The 19,681-nt window shown below is 62.9% G+C and carries 14 protein-coding genes and 2 rRNA genes; 8 read left to right on the forward strand and 8 right to left on the reverse strand.

Going from position 1 to position 19,681, the window contains the following annotated elements; translation table 11 throughout:
* Nucleotides 1-102: 102 nt before the first annotated feature.
* Nucleotides 103-215, forward strand: a 5S ribosomal RNA gene (rrf, locus tag SR858_RS01870).
* Between the two features lie 61 nt (nucleotides 216-276).
* On the opposite strand, the gene SR858_RS01875 is transcribed toward rrf, so the two are convergent.
* The 6 genes from SR858_RS01875 to SR858_RS01900 all read right to left on the reverse strand — a co-directional run bounded on the left by SR858_RS01875 (nucleotide 277) and on the right by SR858_RS01900 (nucleotide 8,149).
* A complete protein-coding gene (locus tag SR858_RS01875; RefSeq protein ID WP_019924936.1) occupies nucleotides 277-1,863 on the reverse strand; it encodes a GDYXXLXY domain-containing protein in 1,587 nt (528 codons plus the stop codon).
* Nucleotides 1,864-1,871: 8 nt separating this feature from the next.
* On the reverse strand, nucleotides 1,872-2,843 hold the full coding sequence (locus tag SR858_RS01880) for a DUF2157 domain-containing protein (RefSeq protein ID WP_019924935.1): 972 nt from the start codon (nucleotides 2,841-2,843) through the stop codon (nucleotides 1,872-1,874).
* Nucleotides 2,844-2,904: 61 nt separating this feature from the next.
* Nucleotides 2,905-5,025: a TonB-dependent receptor family protein gene (locus SR858_RS01885; RefSeq protein ID WP_026637857.1), complete on the reverse strand. Its 2,121-nt coding sequence runs from the start codon at nucleotides 5,023-5,025 to the stop codon at nucleotides 2,905-2,907.
* Nucleotides 5,026-5,046: 21 nt separating this feature from the next.
* Nucleotides 5,047-5,475: a c-type cytochrome gene (locus SR858_RS01890; protein ID WP_019924933.1), complete on the reverse strand. Its 429-nt coding sequence runs from the start codon at nucleotides 5,473-5,475 to the stop codon at nucleotides 5,047-5,049.
* A 14-nt stretch (nucleotides 5,476-5,489) separates the two neighbouring features.
* Nucleotides 5,490-6,278 (reverse strand): pentapeptide repeat-containing protein, encoded by a 789-nt coding sequence (locus SR858_RS01895; RefSeq protein ID WP_019924932.1) that lies wholly within the window; start codon nucleotides 6,276-6,278, stop codon nucleotides 5,490-5,492.
* Nucleotides 6,278-8,149 carry a methanol/ethanol family PQQ-dependent dehydrogenase gene (locus tag SR858_RS01900; RefSeq protein WP_019924931.1) on the reverse strand — a complete coding sequence of 624 codons (1,872 nt, stop codon included), beginning with the start codon at nucleotides 8,147-8,149 and terminating at the stop codon, nucleotides 6,278-6,280. Before SR858_RS01900 ends, SR858_RS01895 begins: the two co-directional genes overlap by 1 nt.
* 316 nt (nucleotides 8,150-8,465) lie before the next feature.
* On the opposite strand from SR858_RS01900, the gene SR858_RS01905 reads away from it, so the two are divergent.
* Complete coding sequence (locus SR858_RS01905; protein WP_019924930.1) at nucleotides 8,466-8,786, forward strand: high-potential iron-sulfur protein; 321 nt, start codon at nucleotides 8,466-8,468, stop codon at nucleotides 8,784-8,786.
* 54 nt (nucleotides 8,787-8,840) lie between these two features.
* Here SR858_RS01905 and pedF read toward each other — a convergent pair whose 3' ends face one another.
* Nucleotides 8,841-9,275 (reverse strand): cytochrome c-550 PedF, encoded by a 435-nt coding sequence (pedF, locus tag SR858_RS01910; protein WP_154820164.1) that lies wholly within the window; start codon nucleotides 9,273-9,275, stop codon nucleotides 8,841-8,843.
* 324 nt (nucleotides 9,276-9,599) lie between these two features.
* Between pedF and adh the strand changes: the two genes are divergently transcribed.
* From adh to SR858_RS01935, 5 genes are all read left to right on the forward strand, one after another.
* Complete coding sequence (adh, locus tag SR858_RS01915; RefSeq protein WP_019924928.1) at nucleotides 9,600-11,120, forward strand: aldehyde dehydrogenase; 1,521 nt, start codon at nucleotides 9,600-9,602, stop codon at nucleotides 11,118-11,120.
* 3 nt (nucleotides 11,121-11,123) lie between these two features.
* Nucleotides 11,124-11,504 (forward strand): DUF779 domain-containing protein, encoded by a 381-nt coding sequence (locus SR858_RS01920; protein WP_019924927.1) that lies wholly within the window; start codon nucleotides 11,124-11,126, stop codon nucleotides 11,502-11,504.
* A gap of 398 nt (nucleotides 11,505-11,902) precedes the next feature.
* Nucleotides 11,903-12,763 carry a hypothetical protein gene (locus SR858_RS01925; protein ID WP_019924925.1) on the forward strand — a complete coding sequence of 287 codons (861 nt, stop codon included), beginning with the start codon at nucleotides 11,903-11,905 and terminating at the stop codon, nucleotides 12,761-12,763.
* A gap of 97 nt (nucleotides 12,764-12,860) precedes the next feature.
* Nucleotides 12,861-14,612, forward strand: a complete 1,752-nt coding sequence (locus SR858_RS01930; RefSeq protein WP_322534603.1) for a 4Fe-4S binding protein — start codon at nucleotides 12,861-12,863, stop codon at nucleotides 14,610-14,612.
* 7 nt (nucleotides 14,613-14,619) lie between these two features.
* Complete coding sequence (locus tag SR858_RS01935; protein ID WP_019924923.1) at nucleotides 14,620-15,468, forward strand: FAD:protein FMN transferase; 849 nt, start codon at nucleotides 14,620-14,622, stop codon at nucleotides 15,466-15,468.
* A 17-nt stretch (nucleotides 15,469-15,485) separates the two neighbouring features.
* On the opposite strand, the gene SR858_RS01940 is transcribed toward SR858_RS01935, so the two are convergent.
* On the reverse strand, nucleotides 15,486-17,441 hold the full coding sequence (locus tag SR858_RS01940; protein ID WP_040378231.1) for a sigma-54-dependent Fis family transcriptional regulator: 1,956 nt from the start codon (nucleotides 17,439-17,441) through the stop codon (nucleotides 15,486-15,488).
* 662 nt (nucleotides 17,442-18,103) lie between these two features.
* On the opposite strand from SR858_RS01940, the gene SR858_RS01945 reads away from it, so the two are divergent.
* Nucleotides 18,104-19,632 (forward strand): 16S ribosomal RNA (locus SR858_RS01945).
* The last annotated feature ends 49 nt before the right edge of the window (nucleotides 19,633-19,681 follow it).

Consider the following 19,681-nt stretch of genomic DNA (forward strand, 5'->3'; position numbering starts at 1 on the left):
CCCCGCTGTGGTGATCCCAAGGTGATCCAGGCGGGGCTTTTTCACCCCCAATTTATTAAAGCGGCGCGGAAAAAGACGCGACGCCCGTAGTACCGGTCAATGCTTGATGACCATAGCAAGTCGGTCCCACCCCTTCCCATCCCGAACAGGACCGTGAAACGACTTTGCGCCGATGATAGTGCTGCAACCAGTGTGAAAGTAGGTTATCGTCAAGCTAGTTATACTTAAAAGCCCCACCGAGCGCGCAACGCTGGTGGGGCTTTTTTCATTCCAGTATCATAAATTTTCCAGGTTCGGACCCCGCAGGTTGACCAGCAATGCGCGGCCTTGGCCATCGATGCGGAACTCGCCGTACCTGGCTGCGCTCCAGCGCTGCGCTTCCCCTTCCTTGAAGTACCAGGCATTACTCGCTGGCCGCAATCCGCTGCGGGTCTGTACCAGCTCGATCATGATTTCGTCTGCGGCCAATGGCTGGTCCGTCGCCAGTCGCTGTATCACCGCCACACCTCGATGATCGATGGCGGCAACGACCTTGGCACGGCGCGCGGTGCGCAGCGTTTCCAGTGGCGGCAGCTGGAAATTCAGTGTCATGTAATCCCCTTGCATCAATGAGCGCGGATCAGCGGGCGCCAGCGCGATAAACACCGGGCGGCCGCTGCTGATCAGCGTCTCTTTTTGCCAGATCGAAAAATTAGCGACGACCAGCGTGAGCGCCAGTGACGTGACGATGCCTGCCCGCTGCGCCCGCGTGGTCGTCAATACCGATGGCTGCGTCGACGGCAGAACAGCTGCTTGGCCATTGACGTCTCGGCTCAGCCAGGCAATCACGCCGAACGCGGCGCCCATGGCAACCATGATCGCGGCCTTGGTGGCGAGCGTGACCTCGAGCTGGTAATAAAATGTGCCGATGATCCAGGCGGCAGCGACCGCACTGGCCACCGCCAGCCGCCAGCGGCCGCTGCCCACGCAGGCGGCCAGTGCCAGCAGGGCGGCCCCCAGCCCCGGCACCAGCCACGACAGGATGGCAAGTATCGCGGCGGCAGCCGCATAACGTGGCGCCCGTAACACCGGCCAGCGTTGGGCCAGCCACCCGGCACCGGCAACTGCCATCACGGCCGACACTACCTGGATCAGCGAATAGGAAGAATCTGCCACATCCGCGAGGTGTGCAGTGCCGCTACGCATATTCCCCAGTGCCGCAGGCGATAAAAACGTGGCGCCGGCATCGTAGGCCAGCGCTGCCAACGTCAGCAGGATCCAGCCGTTGGACATGGTCTCCAGCACGATCATCCGGTGCGCATTCGCGCGCGATGGTGCCTGGCTGTCGGCAAAGAATGCGGCGATCAGCCACACCAGCAACGCCAGCTGATTGCCGGCCCACAAATTCAGATGCCCGGAGCCGTGCAGATCGGTATTCATCAGGATAAAGGTAAGGCTTGCAAGTGCACCGAGCAGCACCCGCAACCAGTGTTGCGGCACCAGCCACGCAGTCCCGATAGCCAGCCCCAGCAGCAGCGCCTCGGCGGCGATATACGGGATGTCGCGAAACAGCCCAAACACCAGCAACGCACCGCCGACCAGCAACACCGGCAAGCCCAGCTGCTCGACAAACGGTGACACGGTGTTCGACCGCAGCACGCGCACAGCGCCATACAGCAAGACTGCGCCCAGCGCATAGGTCAGCACCCCTTGCTCGAGCGCGCTGCCGAAGAGCATGAACAATACGCCCAACAACGGCACCGCGGCCAGCCATGCGCCCAGCCCCGTCATCAGCACCACCGGCCAGGGCCGCGGGGCCGAGCGGGGCGCGGTGTCGTGCGTCAAAATGCCTTCGGTCGTTGCGGCCTGAATCAAATCTTGCATACGCTGTCTCATACGATGTGCTCCCCGCCGTGCACGCGCGCCACATGCACGATCCATTTGACGGTGCCGGCCAGCAGCGCGGCCGATACCAGGCCGATCAACAACAGGGCACCGATTTCATTGCCGCGCACGCCGAGCAGCAGTTGCGCCATGCCGCACACCAGCACGCCATTTGCCGCCAGTCCCAGCGCGCTGAGGATAAAGATGTCGAATAGGGCACGGCGGCTGAAGGCAAACGCCAGTGTCGCCACGATCAGTAGTGCAAGTGGATAGAAACCGCTGTCGCTGGCGGAGAACAGGCTGATCAAGGCCATGGTTGCCAGGCCGACGATCGCGTAGATCATGCTCAGACGCACCGGCCAGGCGCCGGCGCCAGTCCAGGCGCGCGGCGCGAACTTGAAGACCAATGCCAGCGCCAAGGCCGGTACCCATGAGCCGAGGCTGTCGATCAGCGAGATATCGTTTTTCCACCACCAGTTATTGGTCTGCGCCTGCGCCAGCAACTGGGTGGCGGTGAGGGCAACAATGGTCCATGCCACCCATAACACGTCGTGACGCACGGCCAGGCACAGCGGCAAAGTGAGCGCGGCCCATAGCGCGAACAGCTGCCAGGGGTCGGCGCCGGTCTGGTAAGTCTGGCCGAAATAAGCGAACAGGCCGCCGCAGGCAATAAAGCCCAGCAGTGCAAGCGGAATGCGGGCGGCGAGCAAGCGCCATGCGCCGAGCAGGGTAGCGGCTACCACCGCCTGCAGCAGCACAAAGCGGGCGCTACGCGGCAACGCTTCCCAGTTGGCGGCCACCCAGAACACCAGGCCGAGTCCAGCCAGCACCGCCGCCAGCACCGCGATACCGAACGGCAGGTAGCGCAGCAGCGACGGCGGCGGCGCATCGAGCGCCGCCAGTTGCCGCAACCGGCGACCAGCAGCGGGTGCCAGGTTGTGGCGCTCGGCCAGGACGAGTATCGCAACGCGGAGATTCATGGGCATTCCACAAGTTATGGTATGCCAAGATTACTCTTTTTTTAACTACTCCGGTGCTGCCTTAGAACTGGTACGCCGCACTCACACCCAACAACCAGTTACGTTGCGGCGCCGCCTCGTAGTAGCGCTTGTTGGTATCGCCCACGATCACCGAGCCGACATAGTTCTTGTCGAGCAGGTTGTTCAAGCGCGCGAACTGCTTGAAGCGCCAGCCGTTCCATTGCTGGTTGGCGCTCACGCGCGCGTTGACGATGCCATAGCCGGGCGCCGCCTGGTCGGCGTTGGCGTCGTCCGCGTAGATTTTGCCGGTGGCGATGCCTTCCAGGGCGGCGCCGAAGCGGTCGGCGCTGTCTTTCCACGCCAGCTCGGCATACGCATTGGCTTTCGGCACGCCGGGCAGGCGGCTGCCCTCCGGGACGGCGCCAAACGCCTGATCGTATGTTGCACGTAGGGCGGTCAGTGCTACGCGCGTGCTCAGGCCGTACTGCCACGAGGAGTCGAGCGATACTTCGAGTCCGCGGCGCAGCGTCTTGCTGGCGTTGCGGTAGCTGGTACGGCCGCCGCCGCTGCTATCGACCACCACTTCGTCGGTGGTGCGGGCCTGGAAGATGGCGGTGTTCAGGCTGGTACGGTCGTCAAGTTTGGTTTTGACGCCGGTTTCCAGGTGCGTGCTGCGCGCCGGTTTCAATCCGAAATTGAAGCCGCCCGTGCTTGAATAAAACAGTTCATTCAGGGTGGGCGTTTCGAAGCCGCGTGCGGCGCTGGCGTACACGTTGACCATCGGCGTTACGCGGTACAGTACGCCCAGCACCGGCGTGGTGTGGCTGTACTCGAGGTTGCCGCTGTCGTTGCCGTTGCTCAGGTAGCGGTCATCGACCGCCACCTTGACGTTGCTGCGGCGTACGCCCGCGCTGAGCATCCATGCACCGGTCTGCCATTCGGCCTGCAGGTATGGATCGAGGTTCGACACTACGTCCTGCTCGTCGCGGCGCAGCGCGCCTTTTACGCCGAACTGGGTACCGATGTAATTTTCGTAGCCTTTGCGATCATCGTTCGAGCGGCCGTATTCGACGCCGAACGTGGTGCTCAGCTTGCCGCCGGCCAGTGCGCTGACGTGTGTCCAGCTCACATCGGCGCCATAGAAATCGCGGTCGAAGTCGATCACGCCGCCCGAGTGCGTGGCCGGCGCCTGGAATGCACGCGAGAACGACTGGTACTGGATCACCTGGCGGTTGCCCCCGTACGTCATCACGCGCAGGCGGTCGTCGCCGAACTGCTGTTCCCAGTTGGCGCCGATTTGCTGGTGGTCGATGCTTTTGCGGGTGTCGTAGCGGTCGGCCAGCGTGCGCTTCGGCGTTTGCGTGTCGGATGCATCGGTTTCGCCGGCGCGCGGGTCGCGCTGGTACGTCGCCCACGACACGCCCAGCGGATCTTGCGTGTCCTTCTGGCGCAGGCCGTTGGCGACGATGGTCAGCTTGGCGTTGTCAACGGGCGCCAGCGTCAGCTTGGCGAATGCCTGGTCGCGGGTGGCGGCGCTGTGGGCGCGGTAGCCGTCGGTCTCGAAGCGCGACGCGTCGAGCACATAGCCCACCGCGCCTTGCTTGCCCTGGGCATTCACGTCGGCCTTGCGGCTGCCGTAGCTGCCGGCGCTGAAGCTGGTCTCGACCGTGGGCGCGCCGTCGCCGTCACGGGTAAACATCTGGATCACGCCGCCCGAGTGGTTGCCGTAAATGGCCGAGAACGGGCCGCGCAGCACTTCGATGCGTTCGGCCATGTCGAGGTTGAAGGTGGCGGCCTGGCCCTGGCCGTCGGGCATGCTAGCCGGGATGCCGTCGGCAATCAGGCGCACGCCGCGCACGCCAAACGTGGACCGGGCGCCGAAACCGCGCGACGAGATCTGCAAATCCTGCGCATAGTTCTGGCGATTTTGCGCCACCAGCCCCGGAACGGCGGCCAGTGCTTCGCTGGCGTTGACGCGCGGCTGGCTTTGCTGGATGCGGCTGGCGTCGATGACGTCGATCGAAGCCGGCATGTCGAAGACCGTGTGGCCTACGCGGGTGGCGCTCACCACCACCACGTCGGCCATCGGCAAGGCCGCCGGTTCCTCGGCAAACGCGGTGGTGGAACCTGCCATCGCGACCAGCGCGGCAAGGACATTCCTGCAAACAGGATTTTGCTGCATAAAGACTCCGTATAGTGTGGGCTAGTGCTTGTCGTGTTCGGCGTCGAAGCTGGTCTTGAGGCGCGACGCCGCCAGCGGGCGGGTTTCGATAAAGCTGCGCACGGCCCAGATTTCCTGCGTCGTCAGCACGTCGCGCCACGGTGGCATGTAGATGATGCCGGCGCGAACCTTGCCCGAATTCACCGCCATCATAAAGTAGCCGTCCACATCCTGCAGGCAGCGTGCCTGCAGTGCGGTGGCCTTCAATTGCTGGCAAAAACTGTTCAGGCGGCGCAGGTCGGGTGCCTCGGCCGATGGCTGCGTGGCCTGCTCGCCGTGGCAGCGCGCGCAGTTGGCCTGGTAGACCTGGCCGCCGAGAGCGATGGCGCTGGCATCGCCGCGCGATGGGTTGCCGTCGGCGTGCGCGGACAGCGCCGCCAGCAGCAGCGGAAGTATCAATAAACGGTGCATGGCGTGCTCCGGTGTTACCAGTCGGTGGGGCAGCCTTTGCAGCCCTCCAGGTTGGCGTCGGGGAAAATGGTAAAGCGCAGGATGGCTCGCTCCAGGTTGGCGTTTTTGAGGTTGCTGCCCCAAAACTTGGCTTCCTGCAGGTCGGCATCGATCAGCACCGCGCCGTCGAGATTGGCCAGGTTCAGGCGCGCCGCTTCCAGGCTGGCGCCGCGCAGGTCGGCGCCTTCCATGTCGGCGCGCATCAGCCGGCTGGTTTCGAGGTTGATGCCGGCCAGCACAGCCTGGCGGAACGATGCGCCCGGTGCATTGAGCGAGTACGCCATGGCGCCGGTGAGGTCGGCGCCATCGAGCAGGGCGCCGGCCAGGTTGGCGCTGCGCAGGTTGGCGCGCATCAGGCGGGCGCCGCGCAAGTCGGCGCCGTGCAAGTCCTTGCCCACCAGGTTGGCGCCGCGCAGGTCGGCATTTGCACACTGTGCATACGGCCACAGGTGACAACTGTTGATGACGACAACCTCGGGCGCCGCTTCACCGTTGACGACCTGCGCTGCGGCCGGCAACGCCAGGCACAGCGTTGCCAGCATGGTCGTCCATAGCGCCGCCGTCAGGCGCGGGCCCATGCCCGCACCCACGCCCGGCATGGCCGGCCAACGCGCCAGCGCCATGCGCGATACTGGCTGGCGCCGCACCGGCGCGCTGCTGTGCGTATCGGCGGTGCAGCTGTTGATGCCGTTATCGGCCTCGCGATGGGCATGGCCATGGGAGGCATTCGGCGCGACTGCCACCCGGTGCGGCAGCGTCGTCATTACTTGCTCGAGACTTTGGCCGACGGCGCTTTCGGCAGCTTGAACACCCAGTAACTGCCGCCCTGCGTGACCTGCTTGGTCAGCTCCGCCATGTCGCCGCCCCACAGTGGCACCGCGCCGCCGTAGCCGCTGGACAGGCCGATGTATTGCTCGCCATCGATTTCCCAGGTGATCGGCACCGACACCACGCCGGAACCGGTCTGGTATTTCCACAGTTCCTTGCCGGTCTTGGCGTCGAACGCTTTGACGTAGCCGTCCGAGGTGCCGGTGATCAGCAAGCCGCCAGCCGTGGTCAGCGTGCCGCCCCACAGCGGGAATTTTTCCTTGTTTTCCCAGACGATCTTGCCGGTCTTCGGATCGATCGCGCGCAGGGTGCCGATGTGGTCGTCATACAGGCGCTTGATACGGAAGCCCTGGCCCAGGTAGGCGGAGCCGGCCTTGTAGTGGATTTGCTCGGTCCAGTAATCCATGCCCCAGTGGTTGGCGGGGATGTAGAACAGGCCGGTATCGGGCGAGTACGACATCGGCATCCAGTTGGTGCCGCCCAGGAATGGCGGCGACACGAACACGGCCTTGCCTTTGTCGGCGCCCGCTTCCGGTAGCGGCGGCCGCTTGCCGTTTTCCACCGGACGGCCGGTTTTCAGGTCGATGCTCTTGGCCCAGTTGATGCCGTCCACAAACGGCCAAGCGTTGATCAGCGACGTCGGTTTGTTCGGATAGCCGGCGCCGGTGGCCAGCTTGGTCCGGTCGGTGACGTAGAAGAAGCCGTTGCGGTCGGCGTGCGCGCTGGCCTTGATCAGCTTGCCCGTCTTGGCGTCCTTGTAGTCGAACAGCACCACCGAGTTATTGCCCGAGAAGTCCCAGGCATCGTTGGGCGTGTGCTGGTAAAAGCCTTTCAGCTCACCGGTGCTGGCATCGACATACGCCTGGCCCGACGTAAACAGGCTGTCCCAGTTGCGCGGGTCGTCGCGTTCCTTGGTGCGCTCCCAGGTGTTCCATGGCGCCGGGTTGCCGGCGCCAATGATGATGGTGTTGGTGTCGGGATCGAACGACGCCGTTTGCCATGGTGCGCCGCCGCCGTGCTCCCACGCTTCGCGCAGCTTGCCGTCCTTGTCGCGCGGCCAGCTGGGAGCGTTGGCGTCGCCGGTGGGCGTGCTCGGTTTGCCGTCGGTGCGGCCCACGTGACCTTCCACCAGCGGACGGGCCCATACCTCGGCGCCGGTATCCGGGTCGCGCGCGAACAGCCAGCCCTGGGCGCCGAATTCATCGCCCGAGTTGCCGTGGATGAGCAGTACACGGCCGCCTTTTTCGCGGATGATGAACGGTGCACCGGTCATCGTGTAGCCCAGTTTCTGGTCGCCGAATTTTTCGTTCCACATCACCTTGCCGGTGTTCTTGTTGAGCGCGACGATGCGGGCGTCGAGCGTGCCGAAGTACACCTTGTCACCGTAGATCGCGGGGCCGCGATTGACCACGTCGCAGCAGGGGCGGATATCGTCGGGCAGCCGGTGTTCGTACGCCCACAGCTGGCGGCCGGTCTTGGCATCGAGCGCATAGATGCGCGAGTACGACGCCGTCACGTAGATGATGCCGTCGTGTACCAGCGCCTGCGCTTCCTGGCCGCGCTGCTTTTCACCGCCGAACGAAAACGTCCAGGCCGGCACGATCTGGTCGACGTTCTTGGTGTTGATGCGCTTGGCCAGGCTGTGGCGCTGCGCCTTCAGGCCCAGGCCATAGCTGAGCACTTGCTTGGTGCCCTGGTCGGCATTGGCGATATCGTCCCAGGTGACCTTGGTATCGGCGGCGTGGGAAGCTCCGGCAATCAGGACAAGGATGGCGGCGGCGATTGGACGTGGAAATACTGGCTGCATGCTGGTCTCCGTTATAAGTTTTGTACTGAGAAGTTTTTGATGAAGCAGTGCGACGGGTTGCTGCGGTCATTTCAGCAACATGCGTGCCAGCGTGGCTGGCGGGGCGCGGCGGTCATCGCACCGGGCCGCGCTGCGCTGTCCTGCCACAGCCGCCGCACGGGGCTGTGACATTTTTGAACAACGGTACAGCGATAGCGCCGCTCGCCATGGAGGGCGGTGCCGCTGGCAACAGGAGAAGTGCCGCTGGCACAGCGGTTGCTGAACAGGGCTCCAGGAGGCCGCCGTGCGCCTTCATACCAATCACAAGGAGACCACCATGCAATCACCGCCACGCCGCCATTTCATTTGCCAACTGCTTGCCGTCGGCGGCATGGGCGCCACCGCGCTGGCCGGCGCACAAACCTCGGCGCCGAAGGTGGACGAGGACAGCGACCAGGCCAAGGCGCTCGGCTACCGCCATGACACGACCAAGGTCGATGGCAAAAAATATCCGCAACACGTGCCGGCCCAGCGCTGCGACAACTGTTCCTTCTTCCAGGGCAAAAAGGGCGACCCGTGGGCCGGCTGCGCGATGTTCGGCCGCAAGCAGATCGCGGCGCCCGGCTGGTGCGTGGCGTGGGCCAAGGCGCCGGCGTAGCCAATAAAAAAAGGCGCTGCCGCGGCAGCGCCCTTGCTTCTGCAATCACGACAATTACAGTTTTTGTTCGCGCTGCGACTCCAGATAAGCCTTCACCGCCCAGATAGCCTCTTGCGTGAACACGCCCTCGAACGGCGGCATGTACACCGCGCCATTGCGCGAACGGCCATGGCGCACCGTCTCCAGCACGTACTGGTCGATCTCCTGCGCACAGGCATCCTTTTTCCTGGCATCGGCCAGCACCGCGCAGTCGTTGTCGAGCTTGCGCAAGTCCGGCGCCATGCCGCCCGACACCGCCTCCAGCCCATGGCAACGCGCACAGTTTTGCGTGTAAGCAGCACTGCCGATGCGGATCGCCTCGGCGTTGTTCCGATACGGGTTTTCCGTGCGCCACTCGGCGCCCAGTTGTGGCAGGGTGGATGTATCGACTGCTTGCGGCGTCATATTGCCGTGCGCGTACACGGCTGCGGCCAGCATGCAAGTTGCCATGCCGCCCAGGCCGCCGAGGATGCGCCAGATACGGGTGTGGGTAGTTGTCATCGTAGTCTCCATGTTGTTGATCGATTCGGTTGATCGCATAGTGCGTGGCAGACAGCGATAGCAATCGGTATGCCATCGACGGCTGACCGCTGCGTTCACACCGCAGTGTTCAGGAATGGAACAGTTGTGCAATACCACCCGCCATCAGCTGATCCCATTTGACGCAGCGGCGGCGCTGGCAGCGGCTGTAGCGGCTGGCACGGCATTTGCGAAATGAAAGCAGGGCGGGAGATTCCGCATTTATAGATGTAATCCAACGAGAAAGAGGACGACATGAATCTGGCAGACATCAGCAAACTGGGCGTAGCCAATCCTTTCAAACAACGCTACGACAACTACATCGGCGGCAAGTTCGTGGCGCCGGTCAAGGGTGAGTACTTCGGCAATATCACGCCCATCACCGGCCAGGTGTTTTGCGAAGTGGCGCGCTCCACCGCCGAAGACGTGGAACTGGCGCTGGACGCCGCCCATGCCGCCAAGGTTGCCTGGGGAAAAACCTCGCAAACCGAGCGCGCCAATATCCTCAATAAAATCGCCGACCGCATGGAAGCGAACCTGGCGCTGATCGCCACTGCCGAGACCATCGACAACGGCAAGCCGATCCGCGAAACCACGGCGGCCGACATTCCGCTGGCCATCGACCACTTCCGCTACTTCGCCGGTTGCATCCGCGCCCAGGAAGGCTCGGTTGCGCAAATCGACTCGGAAACCTATGCGTACCATTTCCATGAACCGCTGGGCGTGGTCGGCCAGATCATCCCGTGGAATTTCCCGATCCTGATGGCCGTGTGGAAGCTGGCGCCGGCGCTCGCTGCCGGCAATTGCGTGGTACTCAAACCCGCCGAGCAAACCCCGGCGTCGATCATGGTGTTGATCGAACTGATCGGCGACCTGCTGCCGCCCGGCGTGCTCAACATCGTCAATGGGTTCGGGCTGGAAGCGGGCAAGCCGCTGGCATCGAACAAGCGCATCGCCAAGATCGCGTTTACCGGCGAAACCGGCACCGGCCGCCTGATCATGCAATACGCGGCGCAAAACCTGATTCCCGTCACGCTGGAACTGGGCGGCAAATCGCCCAACATCTTCTTTGCCGACGTGATGGATGCCGACGACGCATTCTTCGACAAGTGCCTGGAAGGCTTTGCCATGTTCGCGCTGAACCAGGGCGAGGTGTGCACATGCCCGTCGCGCGTGTTGATCCAGGAATCGATTTACGAAAAATTCATCGAGCGTGCACTGGCCCGCGTGGCCGCCATCAAGCAGGGCAACCCGCTCGACGCCGGCACCATGCTCGGCGCTCAGGCCTCGCAGGAGCAGCTGGAAAAAATCCTGTCGTACATCGACATCGGCAAGCAGGAAGGCGCGCAAGTGCTGGCCGGCGGCGAGCGCAATGTGCAGGGCGGCGACCTGGAAAGCGGCTATTACGTTCGGCCCACCGTGTTCAAGGGCGACAACAGCATGCGCATCTTCCAGGAAGAGATTTTCGGACCGGTGGTGTCGGTCACCACGTTCAAGGACGAGGAAGACGCGCTGCGCATCGCCAACGATACCCTGTACGGTCTTGGCGCCGGCCTTTGGACCCGCGATGGTTCGCGCGCATTCCGCGTGGGCCGCGCCATCCAGGCTGGCCGGGTGTGGACCAATTGCTACCACCTGTATCCGGCCCATGCCGCGTTCGGCGGCTACAAGCAGTCGGGCATCGGCCGCGAAAACCACAAGATGATGCTTGACCATTACCAGCAAACCAAAAATTTGCTGGTGTCGTACAGCCCCAACGCGCTCGGATTTTTTTAAAAAATGAATGCCACCGAAAGGGTAAAGGCCACCGCGGCCGCCATCGACATGCTGGCCACGCTGCGCGCACGGCATGGCCCATTGATGTTCTTCCAGTCGGGCGGCTGCTGCGACGGCAGCGCGCCGATGTGCTACGCGGCCGGCGAGTTCGCGGTGTCCGACAGCGACGTCTACCTCGGCAACCTCGATGGCACGCCGTTCTACATGGGAATCGAGCAGTTCGCGTACTGGGAGCATACGCAGTTGATCATCGACGTCGTCGATGGCAATGGCGGCATGTTCTCGCTCGATAACGGCACCGGGCGCCGCTTCCTCACCAGGTCGCGGCTGTTCACCGACGACGAGCTGGCGCAGTTGCAGCATCCCTCTGCGCCGGTGCGGTAGTGGCGTAACTGTTTTTTAGCGTCTCCTGGTTCCGATCACGCTGGCCACGTCTCCGCGTCAGCCCGGACAGGACTTCAAGCTGACGGCTGTTGCCGTCGGCTTTTTTTTGCGCGTTCGCTTTGTCGCGCGGCGATCCAATTCTGAACAGCCGGCGCAGCGGCGCTGATGCGATACGGCGCACCGCTCACACCTCCTTCCTCTGACATGAGCCGGGCATGCAAATTGCCATGATCGGATGGACATCACGCGCGATGTTCTACCCGATAAAAAAACAAGCTATGGAGATGAACGATGAAAAAGGCAATCATGGTGGGCGCGCTGGCCGCAGCCGCAATCCCTGCCGCGCAAGCGGTCGATTTCAAGGCCGGCGACTGGACGACGTCAAGGCACTGATCGGCATGTACAACGCCACCGCCACCGACAGCGCCATCTCCGCCAACAGCGGTGTCGATGTGCGCCAGGTGTATTTCTCGTTCGGTAACGACCGCATGGGCACCATCAAGCTCGGTCGCGACAACGGCATCTTCGGCGCCGGCGCCATCTTCGGCGACATGACCCTGATCGGCGCCGGCGCACCGGTGCAGGCCACCCAGCGCGGCCGCGTCACGCTCGGCCACATTGGCGCCGGCTATAGCTACGTCGGTTACTACGGCCAGATCGCGTACAGCGCACCGAAGTCGGCGTCCGGCATCGGCTTCGACGTGGCGCTGGTGAGCCCCGTGGCCGATACGCCGATCGTCGCCGCACCTGTGTACTCGTCCAAATCGAGCCCGCAGGTGCAGGCACAGGTCAGCTACGCGGCGGCCGGCTTCAAGACCTGGCTCGGCGCCAAGTCGCAACAATTCGAAGCGATTGTCGCTGGCGCCGAAGACTTCACCATGACCGGCGTGGAACTGGGCGCCTCGTACCAGCAGGGCGCCGTGGGCGTGATCGCCAACGTCCAGGGCGGCAAGGGACTGGGCATCCTGTCCGATGCCGACCAGGGCGACGTGCGCACCCGCGCCGCTTTTGTGCAGAGCACCTTCAAACCGAACCAGAAGCTGAAGCTGGGACTCGGCTACGGCATCAGCCGCAATCGCGACAACACCGCCGGCACCGGCGGCCTGAAGTCGAATGCCAACCTCACGCTGGTCGCGTACTACACGCTGACCCACGCCATTACGCTGGTGGGCGAAGCGGGGCAAACCCGCTTCAAGTGTTTCAATGGCGCAGAGGTGAAGCTCAATGGCGGCTCGGCCGGCGGCATCATCTTCTTCTGATGCCGATGAACGCGCATCTGCCGACGCTGCACACGCGCTGCCTGCGCATGCTGTCCATGGCGCTTTACCAGGGCGTCGGCGCGGCGCCGCCTTGCAAGTGGCGCGCAAGAAGCTGGGCTTTGGCGCCGGCAGCGACGCCAGCCGCATCGCCCGCGTGCGGCCGGACCTGCGGGAAGCCATGACCCTCCGCCAGTTGATCGATAGTGGCCTGGTGCGCCACCTGCGCGTGACCAACGGCGACATCGAAAAGCGGTATGCCCACAGCGACGGCGCCCGCCTGGACCAGGATGCGCTGGACCGGCCCCAGGATGCATTCATCGACCTGTACCTGGCGCTGGTGTCGGTGCCGTCGGTGGCGCACAGCCTGCTGACGGAGGAGAGCAGGCGCAAGCTGCAACCGTGGATCGCGGCCGGAGAATCGGCCGTGCTGGTGATGTCGGCCGGACGCCATCGCGTGCCGGGTGCGGAGTTTGTCCGTGGCGGCATCCCGGACCGGCTGCGGCTGCGCCAGCACCAGCTGCCGATCGACATGCGCGACCTCGATCTCGATCTGACGCTGCAACCCGGATCGGCGCTGCCACCTGGTGCCGATGTGACGGTGTTTCGCATCAACAGCGAAGCGGGCCTCGACCCCGGCGCTGCGCTGTACTTCACGCTGCCGGTCGTGCGCAGCAAGGGCCAGTTCTACCCGGAGCGCATTACGCGCGAGCTGGCGCTGGACTACCGCGTGCCGCCGCGCTTTCTCATCACGGTACCGGTCAAGCCGGCCGCGTGGTACGCGGCCTGGCGCGAGCGCCGCATCGACCTGCTGGTGCTGACAGCGGGCCTGGCTGTGCTGGCGGTCGCGCTGTCGCTGCCGCGCCGGCTCAGCGCCAACGGCCGGCGCTTTGCCTGGTTTCGCCGCGTGTACCTGCTGTTCACGGCGGGATTTATTGGTTATTACGCGCAGGCGCAACTGTCCATCGTCAATCTCACCGGCGCGGCGCAGGCGCTGGTGGCGGGGCGCAGCCTGGGATTCCTGCTGTTCGATCCGATGACGGTGGCGCTGTGGGCTTTCGTGCTGGTATCGCTGCTGGTGTGGGGACGCGGCACGTTTTGCGGCTGGCTGTGTCCTTTCGGCGCGCTGCAGGAAATGACCGGCAAGCTGGCGCACCTGGCGCGACTTCCCCAGGTGCGGTCCAGCGCAACAGTTGACGCGCGCCTCAAGCGCCTCAAGTACCTGTTGCTGGCGCTGGTCATCGGCACGGCGGTATCGGACGGGTTCCTGATCGCCCATGTCGAGACGTGCCGGGTAGCGGCATGTTGTTGCGATAGTGTGCCGGGATTGAGCAGCGCTGGCTGGACGGCGCAGCAAGTCGCCGCTGCGATTGACGCCGTGGTGGAACTGGAACCGTTCAAGACCGCCATCACGCTCAATTTCGTGCGCCACTGGCCGTATGTGCTGTATGCGGCGGTGCTGCTGGTGGTGAGCGCGTTCGTCAACAAATTCTTTTGCCGCTACCTGTGCCCCCTGGGCGCCACGCTGGCGGCGCTGGGGCGCTTCCGGCTGTGGAACTGGCTGCCGCGCCGCGCCGAATGCGGCACGCCGTGCCAGACCTGCCGCCACCGCTGCGATTACCAGGCCATCAAGCCCGATGGCGCAGTGGTGTACGCGGAGTGCTTCCAGTGCATGGATTGCGTGGTAATCCACGAGAGCGACGACAAATGCGCACCGCGCCTGCTGGCGCGCAAGCGCGCACGCAGCATCCCCATTCATCCTCGGCGCCATCGGCTCCAGCGTTGCCTGCGCCTGGTCGGCGGGCGGCCGCCTGCATACCGGCACGGCGCTGGCGTTTGGCACCATCATTAATATCGCCGTGGTCCATGCCGACGAAAAGCTGGCACGGCGCGCGATCAATGCGGCACTGGACGCGGCGCAGCAGGTCGATCGCCTGATGAGCATTTATCACGCCGACAGCCAGGTATTCCGGCTGAACCGCGATGGCGTGCTGCAGCCGGATCCGCAACTGCTGGCGGTGCTGGAACAGGCGCGCGGCTTGTCGCTGCTGACCGATGGCGCGTTCGACATCAGCGTCCAACCGTTGTGGCATGCATACAGTGTGGCAGCCGCACGCGGCACGTTGCCCGATGCGCAGCAACAGGACCGGGCGCTGGCGCTGGTGGACTGGCGCGGAGTCAAGTCCAGCAAGAGCCGCATCGAGCTGGCGCGACCCGGCATGGCGGTCACCCTCAACGGTCTCGCGCAGGGCTATGCGGCCGATGTGGCGTTGGCGGCTGTGCACGCACATGGTATCGAGCACGCGTTGCTCGATACGGGAGAATTCGCCGCCCGTGGCCGCAAGCACGGCCAGCCCTGGACCCTGGGCGTGCGCGCGCCGCGCGACCCGCAGGCGCTGGCAGCCACCTTGCACCTCGATGGCCGCGCGATGGCCACGTCGGGCGACTACGAAATGGCGTTTACGCCGGATTACCTGCACCACCACATCTTCGACCCGAAGGCGGGCTGCTCGCCGCCGCAGCTGGCCAGCGTGACGGTGCTGGCCCACAGCGCGATGCTGGCCGATGGGCTCTCCACCGCGTGCATGGTGCTGGGCGCGGATAAAGCGATGGCGCTGGCCGCGCGTCTGCCAGGCCTGGATCTGCTGGCAATCGACAAGGCCGGCCGCGCCTGGCGTTCGGCCGGCTTTCCGCCGGAAACGGCATGACCTGCCACGCCGAGGGTTCAATGCTTGAGGTGCGGCAGCTTGCGATAAATGGTATTGCGCGAGACGCCCAGCGCGCGCGCGGTGGCCGAGACATTGCCGCCATGCGCTTCGAGCGACTTGAGGATCACCGACTGCTCCATTTCCTCCAGGTTGGCGCCGTGCGCCAGCAGGCGTTCGGTGTTTGCTTCCTGCTGCTGCGGCTGATCGTGGGTGATATCGTCGAGGAAGTCGTCGGGCATGTGGCGCAGGCCGATGTCGGTTTCGTCGCCAGCCATCACGATGGCGGTGCGCAGCAGGTTGGTCAGCTGGCGGAAATTGCCGGGCCAGCGGTGCTGGCGGAACAACGTGAGAATTTCGGCCGACACCTGGTAGCGGCCGCCGTCCGATTCCGTGGCCAGGATTTTCTTCACCACGGTTTCGAGGTCGGTGCGCTCGCGCAGCGGCGGCAGTTTCACCACCAGGCCATTGAGGCGGTAATACAGGTCTTCGCGGAACTGGCCCCGGGCCATGCGTTCGCGCAGGTTGTGATTGGTGGCGCAGATCAGCTCCACGTTGACGGGGATCGACTTGTCGCTGCCCAGCGGCGTGACCATCCGTTCCTGCAGCACGCGCAGCAGGCGCGCCTGCAGGCTGAATGGCATGTCGCCGATCTCGTCGAGGAACAGGGTGCCGCCATTCGCTTGCAGGATTTTTCCGACCGCACCTTTCTTGCGCGCGCCGGTGAAGGCGCCGTCTTCGTAGCCGAACAGCTCCGATTCGATCAGCGTTTCCGGGATCGAGGCGCAGTTCACCGCCACGAAAGGACTCATGGCGCGCGGAGAATCGTTGTGGATCGCTTGCGCCAGCAGTTCCTTGCCGGTGCCGGTTTCGCCCATGATCATGATCGGAATGTCGCGCCCCAGTACGCGCGTGACCTTGTCGAGCACCAGTTCCAGCTGCGGATCGCCGGTACGCAGGTAGCGCAGGCCGGACAGGCGGCGGTTGTGCGCTGCCGCCTGGCTGGAGATAGCGGCCGGTTGCGGCGTATTGGCGACGGATGGGTGTTCGTCGGTCAGCGACTGCCGCAGCGCGCCGTTGGCCAGCCGTAGCTGCGCGCGTCCGTACACGCGCACGCCGTTGTGCATGCACAGGTTAAGCAGGCCGGGGGCGGCGGTGCGGTAATGGTCGTACAGCGCCGATACGGGCAATCCGAACAGGGAGCTGAAGGTGTGCGATTGCAGCGCGGTGAACGGCAACCCGAGCTGGAACAGGCCGTTGCGATTCGCGGCCAGAAAGCGTCCGCCGGGGCTGAACGAAGCGATACCTTCCATCAGCGTGCCGATAAATTCCGGCCGGGTGTGGAAGTGCAGCGTGATCGCATCCTCGAAGGTGGCCGCGAACAGCTGGTTCTCGATCATCAGTGCCGACATGCGCACCAGCGCCATGGTGTGCTTGTGGAAGCTGCGCTGGTCGCCCGATACGTCGAGCACACCGACCACATTGCCCAGGTGGTCGGTAATCGGTGCGGCCGAGCAGGTGAGGAAGTGGTTGGCGGACAGGTAATGTTGGTCGGCATGCACCAGCGTTGGCGATTTCTCGGCAATCGCGGTGCCGATCGCATTGGTGCCCTTGCTGGCCTCGGACCAGGCCACGCCTGGCTGCAGCGCCACACGGTTGGCTTTTTCCAGGAAGTCGTCGTCGCCCAGGGTATGGACGATGACGCCGGTGGAATCGGTCAGGATCACCATATTGTGCGTGTTGACGATTTGCTGGTACAGCGTTTCCATGGCCGGTACCGCATGGGCGTGCAGCAGGCGATTGCGTTCTATCAGGAGCGACAGTTCGCTGCGGGCGAGGGGGCCGTAGTCGGCGGGGGACTCGGGCCGCAATCCATAGCGCTGCGAGCGCTGGTGCGACGTCTCGATAATCAGCGGCATATTGTCGGCCCAGGCGGAAGCGACCGTAGAACTGTTCAGATCTGTAGCAGATGGCATGGCGTTCTCTTTGTCTCGTTTGGCCGCTACTCTATGGCGCGGCTCTCTGTAAGGAGCCTCGAAAAACCTACTGCGCGGTGCGCTATCGCCGCTCCGTTGCTCAGCGTACCTCCGTACGCTTCCGCTACTCACGCCGATAACAAACCGCTCGCTACGGTTTTTCGAGGCCCCTTGTACCTGAACAGGGTGTTCAATAATGTAGCACCTGTGCAGAATGGGAGCAAAAGCAGGGCTGCAAGCTGTTGCTGGGAGGGGAATATGCAAGGCCAATGCCAGCCCCTAAAAAGCCCTTGCCAGCCCCGCGCGGGCTGGCCTATAATTCGCTCCCTCGCAGAACACCGCATGCAAATGCAGAGTGAAGCGAGAAAAAAGAAGGTTGACGAAATGCTGCAAACGCTTCATACTCTTCCTTCTCGCTGACAAACAAAACGATTTGTCAAGAGCGAAAGTAGCAACCGAATAAGTTCTTTAAAAATTAACAGTCGATAAGTGTGGATGTTTGATGACAGTGCACACGGAGCCAGTCTCCGTGATACTTAACATATCAAATGTTCACAAGAAGTAATGAAATAGGCGCTATGAAAATAGTGGCCTGTCAGTATTTTGAGTGAGCGACCCATCAGCGATGATGGTGCCGAGAAATCGGCAAATAAACAGAGATTAAACTGAAGAGTTTGATCCTGGCTCAGATTGAACGCTGGCGGCATGCCTTACACATGCAAGTCGAACGGCAGCGCGGGGCAACCTGGCGGCGAGTGGCGAACGGGTGAGTAATATATCGGAACGTACCCTGGAGTGGGGGATAACGTAGCGAAAGTTACGCTAATACCGCATACGATCTAAGGATGAAAGTGGGGGATCGCAAGACCTCATGCTCCTGGAGCGGCCGATATCTGATTAGCTAGTTGGTAGGGTAAAAGCCTACCAAGGCATCGATCAGTAGCTGGTCTGAGAGGACGACCAGCCACACTGGAACTGAGACACGGTCCAGACTCCTACGGGAGGCAGCAGTGGGGAATTTTGGACAATGGGCGCAAGCCTGATCCAGCAATGCCGCGTGAGTGAAGAAGGCCTTCGGGTTGTAAAGCTCTTTTGTCAGGGAAGAAACGGGTTTTTCTAATACAGAGATCTAATGACGGTACCTGAAGAATAAGCACCGGCTAACTACGTGCCAGCAGCCGCGGTAATACGTAGGGTGCAAGCGTTAATCGGAATTACTGGGCGTAAAGCGTGCGCAGGCGGTTTTGTAAGACTGTCGTGAAATCCCCGGGCTCAACCTGGGAATGGCGATGGTGACTGCAAGGCTAGAGTTTGGCAGAGGGGGGTAGAATTCCACGTGTAGCAGTGAAATGCGTAGATATGTGGAGGAACACCGATGGCGAAGGCAGCCCCCTGGGTCAAAACTGACGCTCATGCACGAAAGCGTGGGGAGCAAACAGGATTAGATACCCTGGTAGTCCACGCCCTAAACGATGTCTACTAGTTGTCGGGTTTTAATTAACTTGGTAACGCAGCTAACGCGTGAAGTAGACCGCCTGGGGAGTACGGTCGCAAGATTAAAACTCAAAGGAATTGACGGGGACCCGCACAAGCGGTGGATGATGTGGATTAATTCGATGCAACGCGAAAAACCTTACCTACCCTTGACATGGCAGAAATCCTCGAGAGATTGAGGAGTGCTCGAAAGAGAATCTGCACACAGGTGCTGCATGGCTGTCGTCAGCTCGTGTCGTGAGATGTTGGGTTAAGTCCCGCAACGAGCGCAACCCTTGTCATTAGTTGCTACGAAAGAGCACTCTAATGAGACTGCCGGTGACAAACCGGAGGAAGGTGGGGATGACGTCAAGTCCTCATGGCCCTTATGGGTAGGGCTTCACACGTCATACAATGGTACATACAGAGGGCCGCCAACCCGCGAGGGGGAGCTAATCCCAGAAAGTGTATCGTAGTCCGGATTGTAGTCTGCAACTCGACTGCATGAAGTTGGAATCGCTAGTAATCGCGGATCAGCATGTCGCGGTGAATACGTTCCCGGGTCTTGTACACACCGCCCGTCACACCATGGGAGCGGGTTTTACCAGAAGTAGGTAGCTTAACCGCAAGGAGGGCGCTTACCACGGTAGGATTCGTGACTGGGGTGAAGTCGTAACAAGGTAGCCGTATCGGAAGGTGCGGCTGGATCACCTCCTTTCTAGAGTAGCACTGGGTTAGCAATAACCTTCATCAAGCGTTCACACTTA

It is taken from the genome of Duganella zoogloeoides (genome assembly GCF_034479515.1).
GTDB classification, from domain to species: Bacteria; Pseudomonadota; Gammaproteobacteria; order Burkholderiales; family Burkholderiaceae_D; genus Rugamonas; species Rugamonas zoogloeoides.

What these genes read in the sequence shown, in the direction of transcription:
- SR858_RS01875 (WP_019924936.1), bottom strand. Translation starts at nt 1,863, where the DNA reads ATGCAAGATTTGATTCAGGCCGCAACGACCGAAGGCATTTTGACGCAC.
- SR858_RS01880 (WP_019924935.1), bottom strand. Translation starts at nt 2,843, where the DNA reads ATGAATCTCCGCGTTGCGATACTCGTCCTGGCCGAGCGCCACAACCTG.
- SR858_RS01885 (WP_026637857.1), bottom strand. Translation starts at nt 5,025, where the DNA reads ATGCAGCAAAATCCTGTTTGCAGGAATGTCCTTGCCGCGCTGGTCGCG.
- SR858_RS01890 (WP_019924933.1), bottom strand. Translation starts at nt 5,475, where the DNA reads ATGCACCGTTTATTGATACTTCCGCTGCTGCTGGCGGCGCTGTCCGCG.
- SR858_RS01895 (WP_019924932.1), bottom strand. Translation starts at nt 6,278, where the DNA reads ATGACGACGCTGCCGCACCGGGTGGCAGTCGCGCCGAATGCCTCCCAT.
- SR858_RS01900 (WP_019924931.1), bottom strand. Translation starts at nt 8,149, where the DNA reads ATGCAGCCAGTATTTCCACGTCCAATCGCCGCCGCCATCCTTGTCCTG.
- SR858_RS01905 (WP_019924930.1), top strand. Translation starts at nt 8,466, where the DNA reads ATGCAATCACCGCCACGCCGCCATTTCATTTGCCAACTGCTTGCCGTC.
- pedF (WP_154820164.1), bottom strand. Translation starts at nt 9,275, where the DNA reads ATGGCAACTTGCATGCTGGCCGCAGCCGTGTACGCGCACGGCAATATG.
- adh (WP_019924928.1), top strand. Translation starts at nt 9,600, where the DNA reads ATGAATCTGGCAGACATCAGCAAACTGGGCGTAGCCAATCCTTTCAAA.
- SR858_RS01920 (WP_019924927.1), top strand. Translation starts at nt 11,124, where the DNA reads ATGAATGCCACCGAAAGGGTAAAGGCCACCGCGGCCGCCATCGACATG.
- SR858_RS01925 (WP_019924925.1), top strand. Translation starts at nt 11,903, where the DNA reads ATGTACAACGCCACCGCCACCGACAGCGCCATCTCCGCCAACAGCGGT.
- SR858_RS01940 (WP_040378231.1), bottom strand. Translation starts at nt 17,441, where the DNA reads ATGCCATCTGCTACAGATCTGAACAGTTCTACGGTCGCTTCCGCCTGG.